Source organism: Paenibacillus crassostreae (assembly GCF_001857945.1).
Lineage (GTDB): Bacteria > Bacillota > Bacilli > Paenibacillales > Paenibacillaceae > Paenibacillus_AQ > Paenibacillus_AQ crassostreae.
This window is the reverse complement of the sequence record NZ_CP017770.1, coordinates 3,925,582-3,943,962: the sequence shown is the minus strand read 5'-3', so window position 1 is coordinate 3,943,962 and position 18,381 is coordinate 3,925,582. Positions and strand designations below refer to the sequence as shown.

The window sequence follows — 18,381 nt, the reverse complement described above, 5'->3', positions numbered from 1 at the left end:
TTCATAAGTTCCCACACCCTTCTCGTTTCCAGAAATCGCTACCATCAAAAACGTTCTCTTTACTTACATCTACTACCTCTGTTTCGAAACAATCTGCCCACGAAACACGCTGCGACCTTAATATATCAGCTTCCTTTACACCATATTCCTGATAGCTAACCGTCTCCTCATTAGCAGGAGTACTCCAATTGTCCCAGCCAAGTGGATGAATATGTGTACCCAAGTGACAATCCATGAATACGGTTTTGGCAAACTCTCGCCATGGGCGCCCTAGAAATACAGGTGTAATTTCAGATGCTGCAGTTAAGAAACAATTCTTGAATACATAACCATGTCTTTGTCCCTCAGGAGTTGATGCTGCTGTAATATAGCCTGTTCCATTGTCATCATGTCGCAAACTGTGAATTTCACATCGTTCAAAATAAGCCGTTGCTCCACCAAAAATAAAATCCACGGTTCCCTCAATATAGCAATTCTGATAAAGCTGGCGATAGTGGTCATGTTGTTCCTTAATAGGAACCCCACCAAATTCAAGGCGCTCTTTGGGTGCCGGTGGCAATGGACCTGTAAATAAGGTGTCTTGATATCCTTTAAAAGTGCAGTTTCTAAACACCGTTTCATCACAATGAGCGTATACTGCGACTGCTTGACCGATGTCTTTTCCTTGTCCGGCCGTATTAGCAATCAAGAGATTCTCCAAGATAAGGTTCTTGCCTCCCAAGAATAACGTGGGCGTCGCGAAAGTTCCGATCTCCTCACCTGTTTCATCTCGCTCTTTAGCATATCGATTCATCCGAATCTCCACTTGCCCAAGGCCAATGATGGTAAGATGTGATCGATATATAGTCACCACTTCTTCGTAGACACCCGATAGAATAATCAGCGTTGCAGGTTCCATTGAAGATTGTAGCTCTAGCGAATCAATTGACTCTTGAATCGTATGATAATCACAAAAGGACTCTTTACCTACAATGACCATCATTGATATCTGCTCCCTTCCATTGGTTTACAAGTGTATCGCTAGAAATCGTTCCCATGCGGTCCGCATTTCTAAAGTCTCCATATGCCCTCCGCTAGCAACAACAGGCTTCCAATGTTCAGGCTTCCCTGCAGCTTGGTAAGCTTCGTATAGACCGTTAGCCAAATGTTCCACTCCTTCAATAGGACAGAGCCGATCATTTCTGCCAACGAGACTCATTCGCGGACGGGGAACAATTCGTTGTTGAATCTCGAGTGTTGTGTAATGTTTCAACAAGCCAGGAACATAAGAATAGAATCCATGATGATCCAATCCTCTCTTCGCAATTAAGGTATGAGCATCTACTTGTCCGCAAATGTCGATCGTGACTGCAATTCGTTCATCTAGTGCAGCCGACCACCATGCCATCAAACCACCCATAGACATACCGATCGTTGCGATTCGTAATTCGTCGATATCGGCACGCTGACACATATAATCTAACAAACGTCGATTATCGTAAATCATCATTCCCCATAGTACTTTTCCCTGCCAAAGCATTTCCTTCACTAGTTCGCTTTCTGTTTTACCACCTCGCTCATTGAAGCCCCACATATCAATGCAACAAGCAGCGTACCCCATATCCGTAAGGATCTTAGCGAAGGATGGCTGTTGCAAATAAGAACTGCTACGGATAAATTCATTTCGCCCATTCGTATAATCCCCCCCATGTGAATGGTTGAAGACTACCAAAGGAAATGGACCGCTTCCAGTTAGTGGTGTTGCAACATAGGCAGGGACTTGCTCCATTCCATTAAGATCCAGCAGTAAAGATTCTAATCGGTATCCCGCTTGTTCCTCTATTTTTAACACTTCAACTGAGATAGGCTTATCTATAGGTAGATCGCCTAATAATTGTTGCAGTGGATCGAATTCGTGTTCCATCATTCACCGCCTAGCTCAGCATGATCATCGTTCTTTGGAGACACAATCACTTGTTCTAACAACTTCTCGGGTTTGCGCGTGTTCTTCGACTGACAACGAATAACTTCAACAGATTCTCCATTCTCAACATAAAAAGCAGGACCTTCATGATTCTCAATGGTGACATGTTCAAATAGAATATCTCGTACATTTCCTAAATAGAATCCGCGCCCCTTCATGTCTTCTATTCCAGACATCATAGCAGGTCGACCTGCTATGGCATTCTTCGCTATCGATATATCAATGTTAGTAAATGAAATTTCCGAAACATATTGCTCCGCAAGTCCATATAAGAAACCCGCTGCCGCATGAACATTACGTGCGGTAATATTGGCGAAATGAATCCGTCTAAAATAAGGAGTCTCAATCGTTACCGGATAAGGATTCTTATCCCATACATATTTCTCTTTACCACGTGGTCCACAAAAATAATATAGGTTAAGGATAAATGGACATATCACATCTTCCATCACTATGTTGCTAATGCGAATGTCTTCGATGATTCCACCACGGCCCCGTCTTGATTTCAGTCGAATACCTCGATCCGTTTGTTTAAAGATACAGTTGCTAATGGTAACATTACGTATGTCCCCACTCATTTCACTTCCCAATACCACCCCACCATGACCGTGAATCATCGTACAATTGGTAATCGTAATATTTTCACAAGCAACTCGTTCTTTGGTATCTTCCGTTCCTGCTTTTATGGCAATGCAATCATCACCTACATCAATATTACAATTGCTAATCCGGACATTGGTACACGACTCTGGATTAATACCATCCGTATTCGGGGAATCTGCTGGATTAAGAATGGAAATATTATCAATCGTCACATTGGAACAACCAATCGGATTCACGGTCCAACTGGGAGAATTGATTACGGTTACATCTTTAATGGTTACACGTTCACAACTGTCAAAACTTATCAATTTCGGTCTAGGATAATGTAAATCATCTGGTGTATGTCGATGTTTATCCCACCAAGGTTGCCCATTTCCTTCTAAAGTGCCACTTCCAGTAATTGATATATTCACTAAATCCCTTCCGTAAACACATGATGCATGAACTTCTCGTTTCACACCTTCCCATCTGGATTCCACCACTGGGTAATCCTCAGGATTCGTGCTGAATGATAGGATCGCACCAGGACTTAAATTCAACTCGATATTACTGTTCAAAAAGATAGCCCCTGTTAGATATGTACCTGCCGGAACATGAACTGTTCCTCCACCGGCAGCGCTCGCAGCTTCAATTGCGTTACGAATAGCGCTTGTCGCAGGTACTTCACTATCCTTGATTGCACCATAATCTACGATATTATACATGTTCATCCACCCTTCAAATTGTACTTTGACCTTCTAATGATCTTAGTTGTTCGTATTCGCCGCACGCTTGCAAAAAAGCGCCTAGACCTTTTTGATCATTCGTGATAATTGGTTCACTAATATAGTACGCGTAGGTACCATCACGTCTATCAGCTCCTCCTAGACCGGCAACTTGGCAATTTTTATTCAAATTGACCCTTCCCTCTTTGGTTTCAAGTACAAATTCTGTAATAAGTCCTTGAAATGCTGGATCTAGAACTTTATACCAACTATCTTCTAGAACACCTAATCGAATCCCTTTAGCCATCGCGTAGACGATCATACTTGAAGCTGAAGCCTCTAAGTAATTCCCTTTACGCTCACCTAAATTTACAACTTGATACCAGACCCCCGTACTGACATCTTGATATTCCTTCACAGCCAATAGCGTATCATTTAGAATTCTCACTAGCTCAGTATAATCTGCATGCTCCCTTGGTAATATTTCTAGTACATCTACTAATGCCATGAGATACCATCCCAGAGAACGACCCCAGAAGTTGAGAGAAAGCCCGGTTTCAGGATCACACCAAGGTTGAACTCGCTTTTCATCCCAAGCGTGAAATAACAGCCCTGTCTCGGAATCTTTCGTATGTTTCTCACACAAAATAAATTGTTGCGTGACATCATCAATCCCTTTTCCTTCTTCGAAGGTCAATAAATATTCCAAATAGAAAGGTGCTCCCATATAAAGACCGTCTAGCCAAATTTGATAGGGATAGATTTTCTTATGCCAAAACGCACCTTCAGAGGTACGAGGATGTGTCTTCAATTGTTCTCTTAATAAGGTCGCTGCTGCTTTATATTTATGTTGCTTCGTTTCTTTATATAGAAGAAATAATAATTTCCCATTATTTATATGGTCGATATTATATTCATCAAGACGATAGCCGCGAATATTTCCATCTTCTTGAATAAAGTAGCCCATATTGTCTTGAATGAACTGTAAATATTTATGGTCTCCCGTTTGCTTGAACAGCAATTCGAATCCTTTTAGTATCACACCATAGTCATAAGACCAACTACCATTCTTGCCTTTATCTTCGTATAGTTTAGGGGTACGTTGCATAATAGAATCGGCTGTTTTCATTGTCCAATGCGTGTTTTTCATAATTAGAAGTCTCCAATCTATACTTATCTATATTTTAAAAAATACGGTCCATACCAAATCACTTTGGTAGGACCTAATTGGTTATTATCTTTTTGGTTTATTGGTTAATTTCTTTGTAAGCGGATTCGTATTCTTTTATGATGTTACTTCCACCTTGCTTCTTCCAACTTTCCACGGCAGATTTAAACTCATCCAATTGATACTCACCAAGAATGTATTTATAAGTAGCATCTGTTATTATTTTTTGTAATTCTGATCCCTGTGTCGTATTCGTTTCAGATTCTAATGAATGAGCTGGATTCAAGAGCGCATATTTTGCATTCTCAGCAATTAGTTTCTCTGCTTCCACTTTTAATGGATCGGAATCATGAAGTTTGTAACCCGTTTCTTTAGGACGCGATGAAGCAAATGGTTGAACTTCTTGTTGCCACAATGGTTGGTCTTTAATGGTTACGGCATTATCTTCGCCAACTGTATAATGGACTCCTTCAATACCATAAGTCATCAATCCATGAATTTCATCCGACATCAAGTCATTCACAAATTTAAGAATTCGTTTCAGTTCAGCTTCATCTTTCACTTCCGATTTAGGAAAAGCCAGCAAACCACCGACTCCATTGGTCGCAGACCAAATGGCTCGATCACTTTCATTTCCTGTAGCTGTTATATTATTAACCATGACCAATTCCATATTGTCTTGAATACCTTTCGCTAAGTTCTTCAAGTTCTTACTATCAAACAAGGCTCCTACATAAATTCCAGCTTTACCTTGAGCAAAGTTTTGTTGTTGATCTGTTTTTGCAGTAACTGGGAAATCCTTATTAATGTAACCGTTATCATATAATTCCTTCATAAAATTCATCGTTGAGATATATTCTTCGGTGTCAAACTCTGGTGTCATGATACCCTCGTCGTTTACACTCCAATTGGTTGGTGTTCCAAAATACGAACCCAATGTCTTAAAGGCACCATAGATCAAGTCACTTCGATCCATAAATCCTGTTGTATCATTTTTACCATTACCATCAGGGTCTTGCTCGGTAAATGCTTTCGCTGCCGCCATCAATTCATCTGTTGTTTTAGGAATTGCTAATCCTAGTTTATCTAGCCAATCTTTTCGAATCACAACACCATTCCGCGCAAGATCCTTTTGGAAAGGTACCCCATATAATTTACCACCAATAGAAGCGGAAGTGCGAGTGTCTTGAGAAATAGCGGCCAAGTTGGGATAATCATCTAAATAACTTTCTACCTCCCAGAACATCCCAGATTTCAATGCATTACGTACTGCTGAATTATCGAGTATCGTTAATGTTACAATATCTGATAGTGAATTTGAAGCCAAAGCTGTATTGAGACGTTCCTCCTTAGATGCATCTGGAATCCATGAGAACTTAATTTCGCTGTTGGTCTTCTCTTCAATCTGATCCAGTACAGTATCTGTTGGCGGCGAAGCCGTATGCAAAATATTTAACCATGAAATAGTTGCTTTTGCATTTTCATCATAGGCTTCAGCATTCTTACCAGAGTTAGCATTCTTACCAGAGTTAGCATTGTTACTAGTATTCCCACTGTTATTGCCTCCACCACAAGCTGTGAGCAAAAGTCCGCTGCAGAGCATTAAGGCTACTAGCTTTTTGGCCGTTTGATTCATCTTTATTACCCCATTTCTTATATTTAGTAAACTATATCTTCCTCTTTTACCGCAATAAGTCATAATACTCACTCCGGAAAAAGTAAGAATTCCAGAATAAAAGCCTAAGATTAATAAACCCCATCTTCCCCTAACTTTTTCGCTAATTTATTCGAACCCATGACTAAGATTAAGCCAACTACACCTTTAAATAACCCTACTGTTGTACTAAAACTTAATTGCCCATTTTTTAAACCAGCCGTATAAATATAAGTATCAAATATTTCAGCAACTTCGCGGTTTAATGAATTAAGTAACAAATACATATGTTCGAATCCAAGGTCTAACGTACTGCCGATCTTTAAAATTAACAACGTAATGATAACAGGTCGAATTGCCGGCAAAGTAACATGCCACATCTTTCTTAAACGTCCTGCACCATCCATTTCTACAGCTTCATAGAGTTGCGTATCTACCACAGTAATAGCAGCTAGAAATATGATTGTTGACCAGCCGAGTTCCTTCCAAATGATTTGTCCAATGTAGACGGTCCGCAACCATTCAGTAGAAGTTAAGAAGCTAATCTTCTCTCCTCCTAGACTAGCAATCATTTCGTTTAAAACTCCACCATCTATATTCAGAAACATATATGTGATGGAAACAATGATCACCCATGACATAAAATGCGGAATATAGATGATGGTTTGAATGACATTTTTAAAATAACGATGCCTTACTTCATTCAGCATTAACGCCAGAATAATGGGTAATGGAAAGAATAAAATAATATTCATCGCAAATAGAATCAATGTATTCCTTAACAACATGAAAAAGGTTGGTTCTGTAAACAAGCGAATAAAATGTTTGAATCCGACCCATTCACTACCTGCTATCCCTAAGAACGGCTGATAATCTTGAAATGAGATCATCAAGCCTGCCATAGGTAAATACTTAAATAGAATAAAGAATAAAAATCCTGGTAAAATCATGAAGTATAGCATCTTATTTCTTTTCACACTAGCAAGGTTTTCTTTTCTTCTTTTCTTCTTTTCGATTTTTAAATCTACGTTATTCCTTGGTGTCATAATTGAAACTTTCATTAGCTACCGATCCTCCTTAGAAGCATTACTGATAACGCTTTCATAATACGTAATTCCCTTTATTACGTATATAATCATTAAATGATCAGCTATATAAAACAGCGTAAACAATACACTCTTGACATATCCACCTCACTTAATGATTACATCATATCTAATGAGTATCCCGTCTTATTTACCTATTCTTCTCATAAATAAGAACACCAAAAGATTTGATTATATACGGAATCATTCACCCTTGGTAAAATTTAAATGTAAGCGATTACTAGAAATAATACTTAGGAGGTTATCATGTGGCACTACCATCACAAAAAGGAAAATCAAGTAGCAATCTTATTTTTTCAATTGTAAACAATACTTTATTAATTCTTATTTCTCTTGCCTGTCTCTTGCCATTCATTAATGTGATTGCCAGTTCTTTTGCTTCAACTCAAGAAGTTGTTGCAAAACGATTCATCTTATTTCCTACAACCTTCTCATTAGATGCTTATCGGTATATTCTTTCAACTCCAACCATATTTAATGGACTAGGTGTTTCTATCGGTGTAACTGTAGTAGGGACTATCGTCAGCATGATCCTTACTTCACTTATGGCCTACGGATTATCAAGAAGATATCTCTATGGTAGAAACTTCATTAATTTCATAGTCGTATTCTCTATGTTGTTTAGTGGAGGGATGATTCCTACCTTCCTAGTAGTAAAGAGCTTAGGATTAATCGATTCCTATTGGTCATTAATTCTGCCAGTCTCACTTAACGCATTTAACATGATTATTATGCGTAACTTTTTTCAGGCTTTACCTGATAGTTTGGAAGAGTCGGCTAAGATCGACGGAAGTACCGATCTGGGCGTATTCCTTAAAATTATGGTACCGTTAGCCTTACCATCCATTGCGACCATTTCTCTTTTCTATGCAGTAACTTATTGGAATACGTACATGAATGCCATTCTTTATATCAATGACTCTAACAAATGGCCGATTCAAGTCTTGCTTCGCCAAATCGTTATCGTCTCTAGCGGTATGCAGGCAGAAGGGACTTCAGTTGATGTGATTCCACCTGCACAAACGGTTAAGATGGCTGTTATTGTAGTTGCAACCATTCCAATGCTAATTGCTTATCCATTTGTGCAAAAGCACTTTACAAAAGGGGCATTATTAGGTGCAGTAAAAGGTTAATCTATTCCATGAATAAGGGACTGTCATCCGAGTCATAAAACTGACTCGTGACAGTCCCTTATTCTGTGTACAATCTATTTAGCATACTTCCTCATTCAAATAACTTCGTTGGACTTTCGATAAGCTCCTGGAGTAATATGCTCTTTCTTTCTAAAAGAACGAATAAAGTTTTGCGAATTATGGTATTGTAATCGTTCTGCAATATCTTTAATCGTTAGATCAGTTTCAATCAACCATTTTTTCGCCATTTCCAGTCGGTAGTTCATCAAGTACTCACTAAATGTCGTACCATATTCCTTTTTAAAGATATTGCTTAAATAACTAGGGTTGTAATGAAGACGATCCCCAATTAATTCTAACGATAACTCTTGATCATACTCCGAACGTACAATTCCAGCAATTTTCTCTGAAACGCTACGGAATTGTTCGCTCGTTCGCTCCTTCATACTCCACACCATTGGAAGTATAACTTCTTCTACCAACATGCGCTCAATCTCTTCTGGATTACGAATATCTAACAATCGGTGATACAATGCGTGGTTATCTTGTGTCAATGGTATTTCTATTCCTGAAAGCTGCGCAAATTGAATCAAATTGTTAACGAATCGTACTAGCATTACTTCTAAGTTCATTGAGTTTTTGTTTTTCTTCATCAATTCAATCAATAATAAATGCAATATAGAACATACTTGTTCTTCTTCACCTAATCGAATCGCATCAAATAGTTTTGATTCTATTTCCACAGGGTAATGAAGAAGCACTGGACCTGAAACTGTCATTGAAATCTCTTCATAGAATATGATAGATTCTTTTCCCAGATTCAAACGATGGTGTAAAGCTTGCTTACTCATTTCACAGGCTTCCTTACTCTCGAATAAATTCTCATACGATTTACTAATACCCACGCTAATGGATAATTGCAAGTATTCTTTCACTTTCCTCATCAATGTTGTGGCAAAATCCAACACTAGCTTATCAATCTCTTGTTCGTTCATGCCTTTAAACATCAAGATGGTGGCTTGGGTATGGTCATTTAGAATAACTGGAAGCAATCTTTGCTGTTTTGGAACAACTTCCTCTACTATTTTGTTAATCGCTAGTAACATGATGTCCCGATCGGATGCCTCTCGTCCACCTAAATTATCTAATTGAATTAACATGGTGACATATCTTTGATTCTTCGCCACTTGATAACCGAATCGAGATAATTTTTGTGCTAACTCCTCCTCAGTGACACGGTTTCGAAATAGATTCAGAATCAATTGTGTTTCAAGTTGTGGCATTTCAGAACGCATCAATTTTTGGAGGCTTTCCTTCTCAGTTAAAATGGAATCAATAGAGTAGATAATCCAATCAATTTCATTTTGTGTATTGATCTCTGCGTCATTAGGAAGACTGTGTTTAATTCGTTGAAACGGCCTCGTAAAATAAACAGAAATCACATATGCTACTACGATAATCAGTAAGGTTAATATAAACACCATTGTAGCGATCCCAAATTTCGTCGTTTTTAACGCTTTCGATATTTCATCTTCATTCAGTAAAGTTATATAATTCCAATTATTATAAGTAGATTTTGTATAAATGACTTGTATCGATTTATTCGCAATATCTAGCGTCAATACGCCCCTATCTTGTTGTGTACTAATCTCCTTTGAGATTTGCTTGAGCTGCTCGTTAGATAAATCTTCACTGGATTCCGTTCGGTACATCAATTCGCCTTTTTTATCTAGAATAAAAACTGCCATTTGTTCATCTGTTTGGATCGTACGCTTTAATGTTTGCAAGGAAATATCTGATAATGCAATAGCTTGCTTATCTTTAGAGAAAACTGGCAACGTATTTACAAAGCGAATACCATTATCTGTCTTGATCCAAAACAAACTTTGATCCTGATTGTCAATATAAGTCTTATATAAATCTTCCCGATCACTTTCTGACAAATAGGATAATCTTCCGTTAGATATTTGCCAATTCTGTTCAAGACTAATCAGCGAGTAATTTGTTTCTTCCATTCCCATCGTAGCAATATAATTAAGTTGAGAGTTAACATCTCGATACTCCTCAAAATCCCTTTCCGTTATAGGATTCTCCACCACTTTGCTAAATGAGCTGGTGGTGCTATAAGTATTAAAAGCATATTCAATACTTTGGATCTTATTTTCTAGATTATTTTTCGTTTGCGCTATGTAACTTTGCTTGGTATTTGCAACTCTTTCAATAACTGAACTTGTTGTACTGATATAGATATAACTACCAAAACTAATGACAAGGCCTGCTCCCAGAACTAAAATAGGAATGAAAATTGTATAAAATATTCTACCTTTTTTCATTATGCAACTCCTTTAATTCATTACTGCATAATTTAATTATAGCGCTTTCATAAATTCATTCCAACCTTTTGAAATATTTATAGAGTTAATAATAAAAAAAGTGCTAAACAGCACGACTCAATACTCGATCGGTTCGTGCTGTTTTTGTTGTTCGGTAAATATATAGTCGACATTGCATGAATAAATTCAAGAGATAAACCCACTCTTAATCAACATAGTCTTAATTTCATCCTTGCTCATCAATACATCATTAGAAGAATAGGTTTTGTTCGTAAGCGGTGGAAAACTGGAGTAATGCTCTTGCAACTTGAGATTTTCATTAGTTGGAAGTATAACAATTAATTGTTCGTTATATTGTACCGCATTTTGACTTTCGTATTCAGATATAAGCAGTTCGTTCAGTTTCTCACCTGGTCTGATGCCATGCTCTACTATTCCTGTATTCTTCTTACCGGACATCTCGATCAATACCTCAGCTAGATCAATGATTCTGCACGCGGGCATGGCCATAATAAAAACTTCACCACCTATACCATCAATAGCGGCTTTGATCAGAAGTGCAGTCACTTCTTGTAACGTCATGAAGAATCGAACCATCCGCTTATCCGTAATTCCCACTTGATTGTTCTCTCTAATTTGCTTCATAAATAAGTGGAGCACACTTCCACTTGTACCTAGAATATTCCCTCCCCTTACGCAAATCATTTTGGTATTCGTATTCAAATTATTCGACAAAATCATCATCTTTTCCCCAATGGCTTTTGTCGTACCGTAAAAATTACTCGGATCTGCAGCCTTATCAGTCGACATGTTAATAACTTTTTTCACGCCATGATGCAAGGCAGCGTCAATCACATTTTGTGTACCACCCACATTCGTTTTTAGAGCTTCGATAGGTTGTTCCTCACAGATTGGAACATGCTTGAGCGCAGCTAGATGGAATACGTAATCGATACCTACGAAAGCTTTGAATAACGCTTCCTTATCGCGGATATCCCCGATACAAAAAGACAATCTATTATCGTTAAAGGTCTGTTTCATCGTAACTTGTGCAGATTCATTCCTTGTATATACGACTACTTTTTTCGGATTATACGCAAGTAACTGTGTAATCAGTTCGTAGCCTATTGAACCTGTTCCACCAGTGACCAGAATAGTAGATTGCGTTAACATATCTCTCCTCATCCCCTATCTTTTATAAATGGTGAATCCCTTTAAGCATCGTTTTCCATAGTTCATCGTTACCTGCCCATTTTTCTCCGTCGGGAAATTGAACAGCACATACTTTTTCTATCGGCCAATTTAATTCCACAATACCATCTACAGGAGCATGATTAATGACAAGAATCCGGAAATCATGCTTTACTAATCCTGCTAAAACCATCTGAAGATCATATACTTCCTGAAGGTTACCTTCTGTTCTGACAAAAAGAATTCGTTCACTATTTTCCATCTTTTCTAGAAAGCGCTGAATACGTCGATCAAATTTTTGTTTTACATTAGGATAATCAAATAAGTTGTTGTTAGGATTCAGCACTTTGCTAAAATCATGGTTGGAAAAAATATGATAATATTCATCCGACACTAGGAGCATATCTGCGCCTGCATCTCCAACCACCCTCAAGTTCTCTAGTTCCATGAAGCCTGTAAATCGATTCATCAATAGCCGACTCACTTCAGGTAATTGCGGTGACCCCACCCAATCTAGCACACCCGAAAATAGTCTTAAGTTGTTTTTCTCAAGCTGAATAGAAGCAAGACAAAGGTCTCCCAAACTGAAAATACTATCATATTTCCCTTCTAACTCCGCAAGTCTCATAGTCTCTCAGCGCCTTTCATTTACTAAGGGTTCTACTCTATTGAATTCACTCTTCTATCTAAATGCTTGGACGCAAGCCATAGTACTGTCATACATTTATAATTAAAGATTTAATTGCCTATCATTTTGCCCGAACTTATTCTCTATTTTTCAATATGCTGTAGTCTCGAATCAATTTAATAATCGGTTTGCGTAATTATAAAATTGGCTCGTTTCTACTAATAAATTTAAGTTTATAGGAAAGAGGAGCGATGAACGGTGAAAATACTGCTTGCAACATACTGGCCCATTCCACATGTTGGAGGGGTATGGCCTTTTATGGTGCAGCTTAAAGCTAAGCTGGAATCCATGGGTCATGAAGTCGATATTCTCGGAAATGGGGACGACGCTACAAACTCATTTATTTATATGCAGAATCAAAATCGAAGACTTTCAAAGGATAAACTGCTTCCATTACTAAAGGCCAAGTTAAATTTAACAACTTATCCTATTCTCCATGCTAATCCCCTTGTCAATTATGCGGAATTTCAAAGGTATATGTATGAATTAGCTGCCGCTTACTTCAATGTAAATGACTATGATGTGATTCATACACAAGATGTCATATCTACTACTGCTATTGCTCGAATTCGTCATCCCAACACTGCTTTAGTAGCCACACTGCACGGTTGCGTAGCGCATGAAATAAGAAAAATCAATCACCCAACAGATTTTGTAGCTCAGGCTTATTATGATGCGATTGAATATACAGGATCCACATCTGCTGAGGTTACACATGTTGCCAACCGATGGCTGTATGATATTCTGACGAATGAATATAAGGTGCCCGCTGAACAACTAGAAGTGTTTCCATATGGTTTTGATGTAGATACCTTTATCAACCGGATGCATATGGGAAGTGACTTAGCCCGCCCTTCTGACAAGAAGGTCATTATCTTTACTGGGCGGTTAGTACAATTGAAAGGAATTCATTTTCTTTTAACCGCTCTTAGTAAATTAAAGAAAAAACGTGATGACTGGGTTTGTTGGATTGTCGGTGAAGGGGAAGAAAAAACGAATCTTATGAAACAATCGAATGACCTTGGTCTACAGAAGCATGTCATATTTCTAGGAATTAGAAACGATATCCCTGCACTGTTACACCAGTCTGATATTTTCGTACTACCAAGCCTGATCGAAAATCAATCCATTTCATTAATCGAAGCACAAATAGCTGGAAAAGCAGCCATTGTCAGCAATGCTGGAGGTTTACCTGAGATGGTTGAACACGAGGTTACTGGACTCCTAACTCCAGTAGGGGATAGTGATGCATTAGCGAAAAGTTTGAAGAGGTTACTAAAAGAAGATGCCTATCGGACGGAACTCGGTATAGCCGCCCAGCAATGGGCAATGAAGCAATGGCCGATGAATGCTATGTCGGAACAGTTGCTTAATCTGTATCAGACCGCTATCCAAAAAAGAAGACAGGGGTAATATACCATGAAGAATTTACCTACTTACGAGATTGATGGTAATGAATATCAATTCCTGTTTCTGTCGCCACTAAAGACCCTTAAAGTATTTGTTGATAAAAGAGTCTGGGCTCCTGCCGTGGGCAGACTACCGAAAAATTATACCCTTCCAGATCAAGCATCACTCGATGTTCTGCAAAAGATGAACGGTGAGTATTACAATATCTTATTTTCTAACCCGTTACCCACGTATGGAACTTATGTAGACGCCTCAGTTTGGTCACGAATCAGTGATTCCTTGCCTAATCATTATGTTATTCCTGATCTAGCATCAGACGAATTCTTGAAGACGATACCCAATAACAACAATAACCCTCAATCCACCACACTCTTATCCCAACCTGGTCATATATTTGACGATAAGGAATGGGCACTAATCACATCAAAATTGTTTAATGGTTTTCGTCCTAATAATTCCATATCTAAAGATAACGTGAAGAAAATAAAAAGGAAAAAGAAATCATGAAAGCTATTGTAACGGGTGGAGCAGGGTTTATTGGCTCGCATCTTGTAGATCACCTTTTGAGTATTGGTTTTGATGTGCATATCATAGATAACTTATACTCCGGACATTTATCCTATGTCCATCCACAAGCTATTTTTCATCAGGAAGACATTCGTAGCCAAGAAAGTAAAGAAATCATTGTAAGGGAAAAGCCCGATGTAGTATTCCACATGGCAGCTCAGGCGGACGTGCAGCGTTCCATAAACGACCCTTGCTTTGATGCTGACGTCAACATCACGGGAACGGTAAATTTGCTTAATGCCTGTCAAGCTGCTTCCGTTAAAAGAGTCATTTTTTCCTCCACATCCGCCGTCTACGGGGACTTGCAGAATTCTCTAATCACTGAAAAGGATCCAGCGATTCCTATCTCCTACTATGGTTTGTCCAAGTGGACAGCCGAAGCGTATATACGTATTTTTTCCATGCTGCATGGGATGCCATTTACGATTCTTCGCTACGGTAACGTATATGGTCCAAGGCAAATGCCTAAAGGAGAAGGCGGAGTCATTTCAGTCTTCATACAAAGAATTAAGGAAGGACTACCCTTACAAATTCAAGGAGATGGTGAACAAACGCGTGATTTTGTATTTGTAAAGGATGTCGTGAAAGCCAATATTGCTGCGATAAAGTATGGAACCCAAGAGACCATTCATATCAGCACAGGTCGCAGTATTACCATCAATAACTTGGTCCATATGTTGAAACAGATACACGGTTCCGATATCAATACTACTTATACGATGGCTAGAGAAGGAGATATTCGTCATAGTTGCCTCGATTGTAGTAAAGCTAACCGTGAGTTACAATGGCAATCGGAAGTAGACATGATTAATGGATTAATAGAAACTTATCACTTTAAATAACAACTCATCCTTGTTACCATCCCCAAGTTACATTTATGATTTCCGCTATACAAAAGAACGCACCCTAGTATAGGATGCGTTCTTTTGTATAGTGGATCATTTGATATTATTATTCAACCGACTACTGCCAGACTTCGTCAGCGATTTCTTTGATCAATGCTATCATCAAGCTAATATTTCCTTAAGCTCAGCGATGTTCATCTCCGTATTTGGTTCAAATTCCTCAGAATTAACATAGTTTATAATACTAGCCAACAATTGTTTACCTTCAGGCTCATCAATAATCTTATCGAAATCGCAAGCGCAAAGTAGTAACTTACCTTTTAGAACATTACATTCAAACATTAATCCTAGCTTGTGATTACGCTCAAAGTTATCTATAGTCTGCACAATCGGGCTAAATCCCTTTGGTGTTCCATCTAGAATAATTGAACGTGAATTAGACACGATACTCCACCACGGATAGGTTGAATACTCCTCACTTGGGAAGTGCTTGAAGACTGGATGCGTATTATCTATAAGTAAACCCAGCGTACCCACAGGTACTTCCTTATTCATACTTTCAGAGATCGTTCTGAACATCGGGTAACACCAGAAATCACTACTATAAAAGCCTTCAATAGATTTGCTTAAGCTATTCAGCTTAGGAAAGAGCACAACATTCTCCCCAGTTTCCAGTAACGCAATGGCTTGTTCAGATAAGCTATCCACGATATTCAACCCTGTTGTATCAACCAATACTTCGTTTGGATATACCCACAGGTCATAGCTATTCGCAATATCCGTACCCTCAATATGAAGAGATAACGTTAGTTTTCTCATTCCAGTTACATTAGGCATTCTTACATCAATATCACAGATATCGATATAATTATCGTCACCAGTACTTGAAACCTGAGTTTCTCCGTGAAGATAAGATGTATTGCCATCTTTAATTGCCCATACTAATTTACAATTTTGCAGTGGAATATTTCTGTAATAGCATAATTCAACATGTGCATGAAAACTTTCTTCTGCCACATAATTAACCTTTTCAAACCTAGCCATCAGCACGGCATCAGAACAGAAGCTACGCCATCTCTCTTCTGTGACGATTCCTTTTGGCTCCATAAAAGCATCTAATACTCCAACAAGTGCTGTTCCTTGTCCACTGAAATCTTGCAAGTCTAATAGTTGAAACCCAGCAAGTTTTCTCGAACGGAAAGCAGACTCTAATTCTTCCTTGTAGCAAGCAACGGCAAGCTCTCCTGAACACTCGAAGTATTTTTGTGCCAAATGACCTAATCCCTTATCTTCAAGACGTTGCTTAAAGACTTCAAAGTTCTTCGCTTTTATTGAGCCAGTATATTTTTCAATTTCATTAAAATCTGGGTAGGTTTGATACTGACCAATCTCATGAGAGACAACGGGAATTTCTGGAATCAGTTGATCCTGAGAGTCAGCGGCCTCCACGGTCTTTGTTCCTGTGCCAAATTGAATTTCTATTGCAGTTCCAGCATTAGCTATAGATTGATCGTCAGCTTGCAACATAGTTGGTACAATATTGTCATCAAAGTCTTTCATCGTGCTCGGTTTATCGGTTTGAACATGACCCAAAGGAGCATCACACATAGCATAAGAGCCTCTGATCAAACGATCTCTTGTAAATCTTACTCCACTGTAGAAATCATCATGTTCCACAATTTGTGGCGTAAATTGGAAATTGTTTGAGCCTTGTGCGTAGAGATGGCGGTTATCAAATTCTTTATAATTTTTAAGAACTTCATCTAATCGAGTCTTATCGCCCCATAGTTCATTACCAAGCGACATCATGACAAATGATGGATGATTTCCAAAGCTACTTAGAATCGAAAATCCCTCATTAATGATGTAAGATTGTTCGGCTTGATTATGCTGTGGATCTTCAACACCGGTAAAAGTTCCCCAAAATGGCAATTCAGGTTGCATATATATACCAACCAGATCAGCAGCAATAAACGCAGCCTCTGGAGGACAACACGTGTGAAAGCGATAATGATTAATTCCATAAGACTTCGCGGTATTCAAGACGTCTAGCCATTCCTCAACAGTCGTTGGTGCAAAACCAGTAAGCGGGAAAATCAATCCATCATGTTTTCCTCGCAGAAAGGTTTTACGACCATTTATTGTGAACTTAAGTCCCTCTGTCTTAAAGTCTCGTAAGCCAAATGTAACCTCATTCGTATCCATGGTCATACCGTTAATTCCCAGATTAACTTTCAATTTATATAAATTCGGTTCATATTCAGACCATAGTAAAGCGTTTTCGCCTAATTGATAAATGATCGTAACTTCATTAGCTGTAAATGAAAAGCTCTTTTCTTCTACAATATGTTCATTTCCACTATTAAAACTCATTGCTGAAACGGATAGATTACCATTGCTCGCACCAATAACCTTGGATTTGATCATTACTGTTCTCTCTTGTGCATTCGGGTAGACTTGAACATCACTTAAATAGGCTTGATTAAAGACTTGCAGTTCAATCTTCCCAGTAATGCCATTCCAATTGGTCTGGGTATCTTGGGATGTTAAATGGCCACCTCTAGTTGGATAATTTGTGTTATCTACAAGAATGGTAATCTGATGCTTGCCACTGGATAAATAGTTTGAGACATCGTAATGATGAGGTGTATTCAGACTGTTTTGCACACCCACTTTTTGATCATCAATCCACACCGTTGTCATTCGTGTTCTTTCTAAATGTAGATAAAAGACCTTGCCAGATAGATCATCTGAAATCTCAATTTCTCTTGAAAACCAGGCATATCCTTCAAATAAATATTCGTCTGTTAAACATCCAATCTCGATTTGTTGATTCTTTTTACCTTTTTTAGCGTGAGAGGTTGTCCCGGGCAATGCTATTACATCATTAAAAGGTAGCTTTAACCCTTGCTTCTCTTCGTCTAGTTGTAGGTTCCAACTTCCACTCAAATCAATCTTTGAATACATGTATCCACCATCCTTCATCTTTTTTTTATCATATGTAATCATTGAAATA

General features: G+C 38.4%; 14 protein-coding genes. 4 read left to right on the top strand and 10 right to left on the bottom strand.

Annotated elements, in window-relative coordinates; translation table 11 throughout:
* Nucleotide 1: 1 nt before the first annotated feature.
* From LPB68_RS18200 to LPB68_RS18175, 6 genes are all read right to left on the bottom strand, one after another.
* Nucleotides 2-982, bottom strand: coding sequence for a pectinesterase family protein (locus tag LPB68_RS18200; protein ID WP_068656311.1), 981 nt, complete (start codon nucleotides 980-982; stop codon nucleotides 2-4).
* A 24-nt stretch (nucleotides 983-1,006) separates the two neighbouring features.
* The gene (locus LPB68_RS18195) at nucleotides 1,007-1,906 is read right to left on the bottom strand and encodes a dienelactone hydrolase family protein (protein WP_082865619.1); all 900 of its coding nucleotides are present in this window, start codon (nucleotides 1,904-1,906) and stop codon (nucleotides 1,007-1,009) included.
* Nucleotides 1,903-3,276, bottom strand: coding sequence for a glycoside hydrolase family 28 protein (locus LPB68_RS18190; RefSeq protein WP_068656313.1), 1,374 nt, complete (start codon nucleotides 3,274-3,276; stop codon nucleotides 1,903-1,905). Before LPB68_RS18190 ends, LPB68_RS18195 begins: the two co-directional genes overlap by 4 nt.
* A 7-nt stretch (nucleotides 3,277-3,283) precedes the next feature.
* Nucleotides 3,284-4,420: a glycoside hydrolase family 88/105 protein gene (locus LPB68_RS18185; protein ID WP_068656315.1), complete on the bottom strand. Its 1,137-nt coding sequence runs from the start codon at nucleotides 4,418-4,420 to the stop codon at nucleotides 3,284-3,286.
* A gap of 97 nt (nucleotides 4,421-4,517) precedes the next feature.
* A complete protein-coding gene (locus LPB68_RS18180; RefSeq protein WP_068656317.1) occupies nucleotides 4,518-6,074 on the bottom strand; it encodes an extracellular solute-binding protein in 1,557 nt (518 codons plus the stop codon).
* Between the two features lie 110 nt (nucleotides 6,075-6,184).
* Nucleotides 6,185-7,153 (bottom strand): ABC transporter permease, encoded by a 969-nt coding sequence (locus LPB68_RS18175; RefSeq protein WP_068656318.1) that lies wholly within the window; start codon nucleotides 7,151-7,153, stop codon nucleotides 6,185-6,187.
* A gap of 293 nt (nucleotides 7,154-7,446) precedes the next feature.
* Here LPB68_RS18175 and LPB68_RS18170 point away from each other — a divergent pair, with 293 nt between their 5' ends.
* Nucleotides 7,447-8,331, top strand: coding sequence for a carbohydrate ABC transporter permease (locus LPB68_RS18170; RefSeq protein WP_068656320.1), 885 nt, complete (start codon nucleotides 7,447-7,449; stop codon nucleotides 8,329-8,331).
* A 95-nt stretch (nucleotides 8,332-8,426) separates the two neighbouring features.
* Here the strand turns inward: LPB68_RS18170 and LPB68_RS18165 are convergent, their stop codons facing one another.
* The 3 genes from LPB68_RS18165 to LPB68_RS18155 form a co-directional block, all read right to left on the bottom strand.
* A complete protein-coding gene (locus tag LPB68_RS18165; RefSeq protein ID WP_068656322.1) occupies nucleotides 8,427-10,664 on the bottom strand; it encodes an AraC family transcriptional regulator in 2,238 nt (745 codons plus the stop codon).
* 186 nt (nucleotides 10,665-10,850) lie between these two features.
* Nucleotides 10,851-11,837 carry an SDR family NAD(P)-dependent oxidoreductase gene (locus tag LPB68_RS18160; protein ID WP_068656323.1) on the bottom strand — a complete coding sequence of 329 codons (987 nt, stop codon included), beginning with the start codon at nucleotides 11,835-11,837 and terminating at the stop codon, nucleotides 10,851-10,853.
* 22 nt (nucleotides 11,838-11,859) lie between these two features.
* Nucleotides 11,860-12,483: a DUF1796 family putative cysteine peptidase gene (locus LPB68_RS18155; protein ID WP_068656325.1), complete on the bottom strand. Its 624-nt coding sequence runs from the start codon at nucleotides 12,481-12,483 to the stop codon at nucleotides 11,860-11,862.
* 258 nt (nucleotides 12,484-12,741) lie between these two features.
* Here LPB68_RS18155 and LPB68_RS18150 point away from each other — a divergent pair, with 258 nt between their 5' ends.
* From LPB68_RS18150 to LPB68_RS18140, 3 genes are read left to right on the top strand one after another with little or no spacing between them, the layout of a single operon-like run.
* Nucleotides 12,742-13,956 carry a glycosyltransferase family 4 protein gene (locus LPB68_RS18150; protein WP_068656326.1) on the top strand — a complete coding sequence of 405 codons (1,215 nt, stop codon included), beginning with the start codon at nucleotides 12,742-12,744 and terminating at the stop codon, nucleotides 13,954-13,956.
* Nucleotides 13,957-13,962: 6 nt separating this feature from the next.
* Nucleotides 13,963-14,460, top strand: a complete 498-nt coding sequence (locus LPB68_RS18145) for a hypothetical protein (protein WP_068656328.1) — start codon at nucleotides 13,963-13,965, stop codon at nucleotides 14,458-14,460.
* Nucleotides 14,457-15,362: a GDP-mannose 4,6-dehydratase gene (locus tag LPB68_RS18140; protein ID WP_068656330.1), complete on the top strand. Its 906-nt coding sequence runs from the start codon at nucleotides 14,457-14,459 to the stop codon at nucleotides 15,360-15,362. Before LPB68_RS18145 ends, LPB68_RS18140 begins: the two co-directional genes overlap by 4 nt.
* Before the next feature lie 165 nt (nucleotides 15,363-15,527).
* Here LPB68_RS18140 and LPB68_RS18135 read toward each other — a convergent pair whose 3' ends face one another.
* On the bottom strand, nucleotides 15,528-18,332 hold the full coding sequence (locus LPB68_RS18135) for a glycoside hydrolase family 2 protein (RefSeq protein ID WP_068656704.1): 2,805 nt from the start codon (nucleotides 18,330-18,332) through the stop codon (nucleotides 15,528-15,530).
* Nucleotides 18,333-18,381 lie beyond the last annotated feature (49 nt).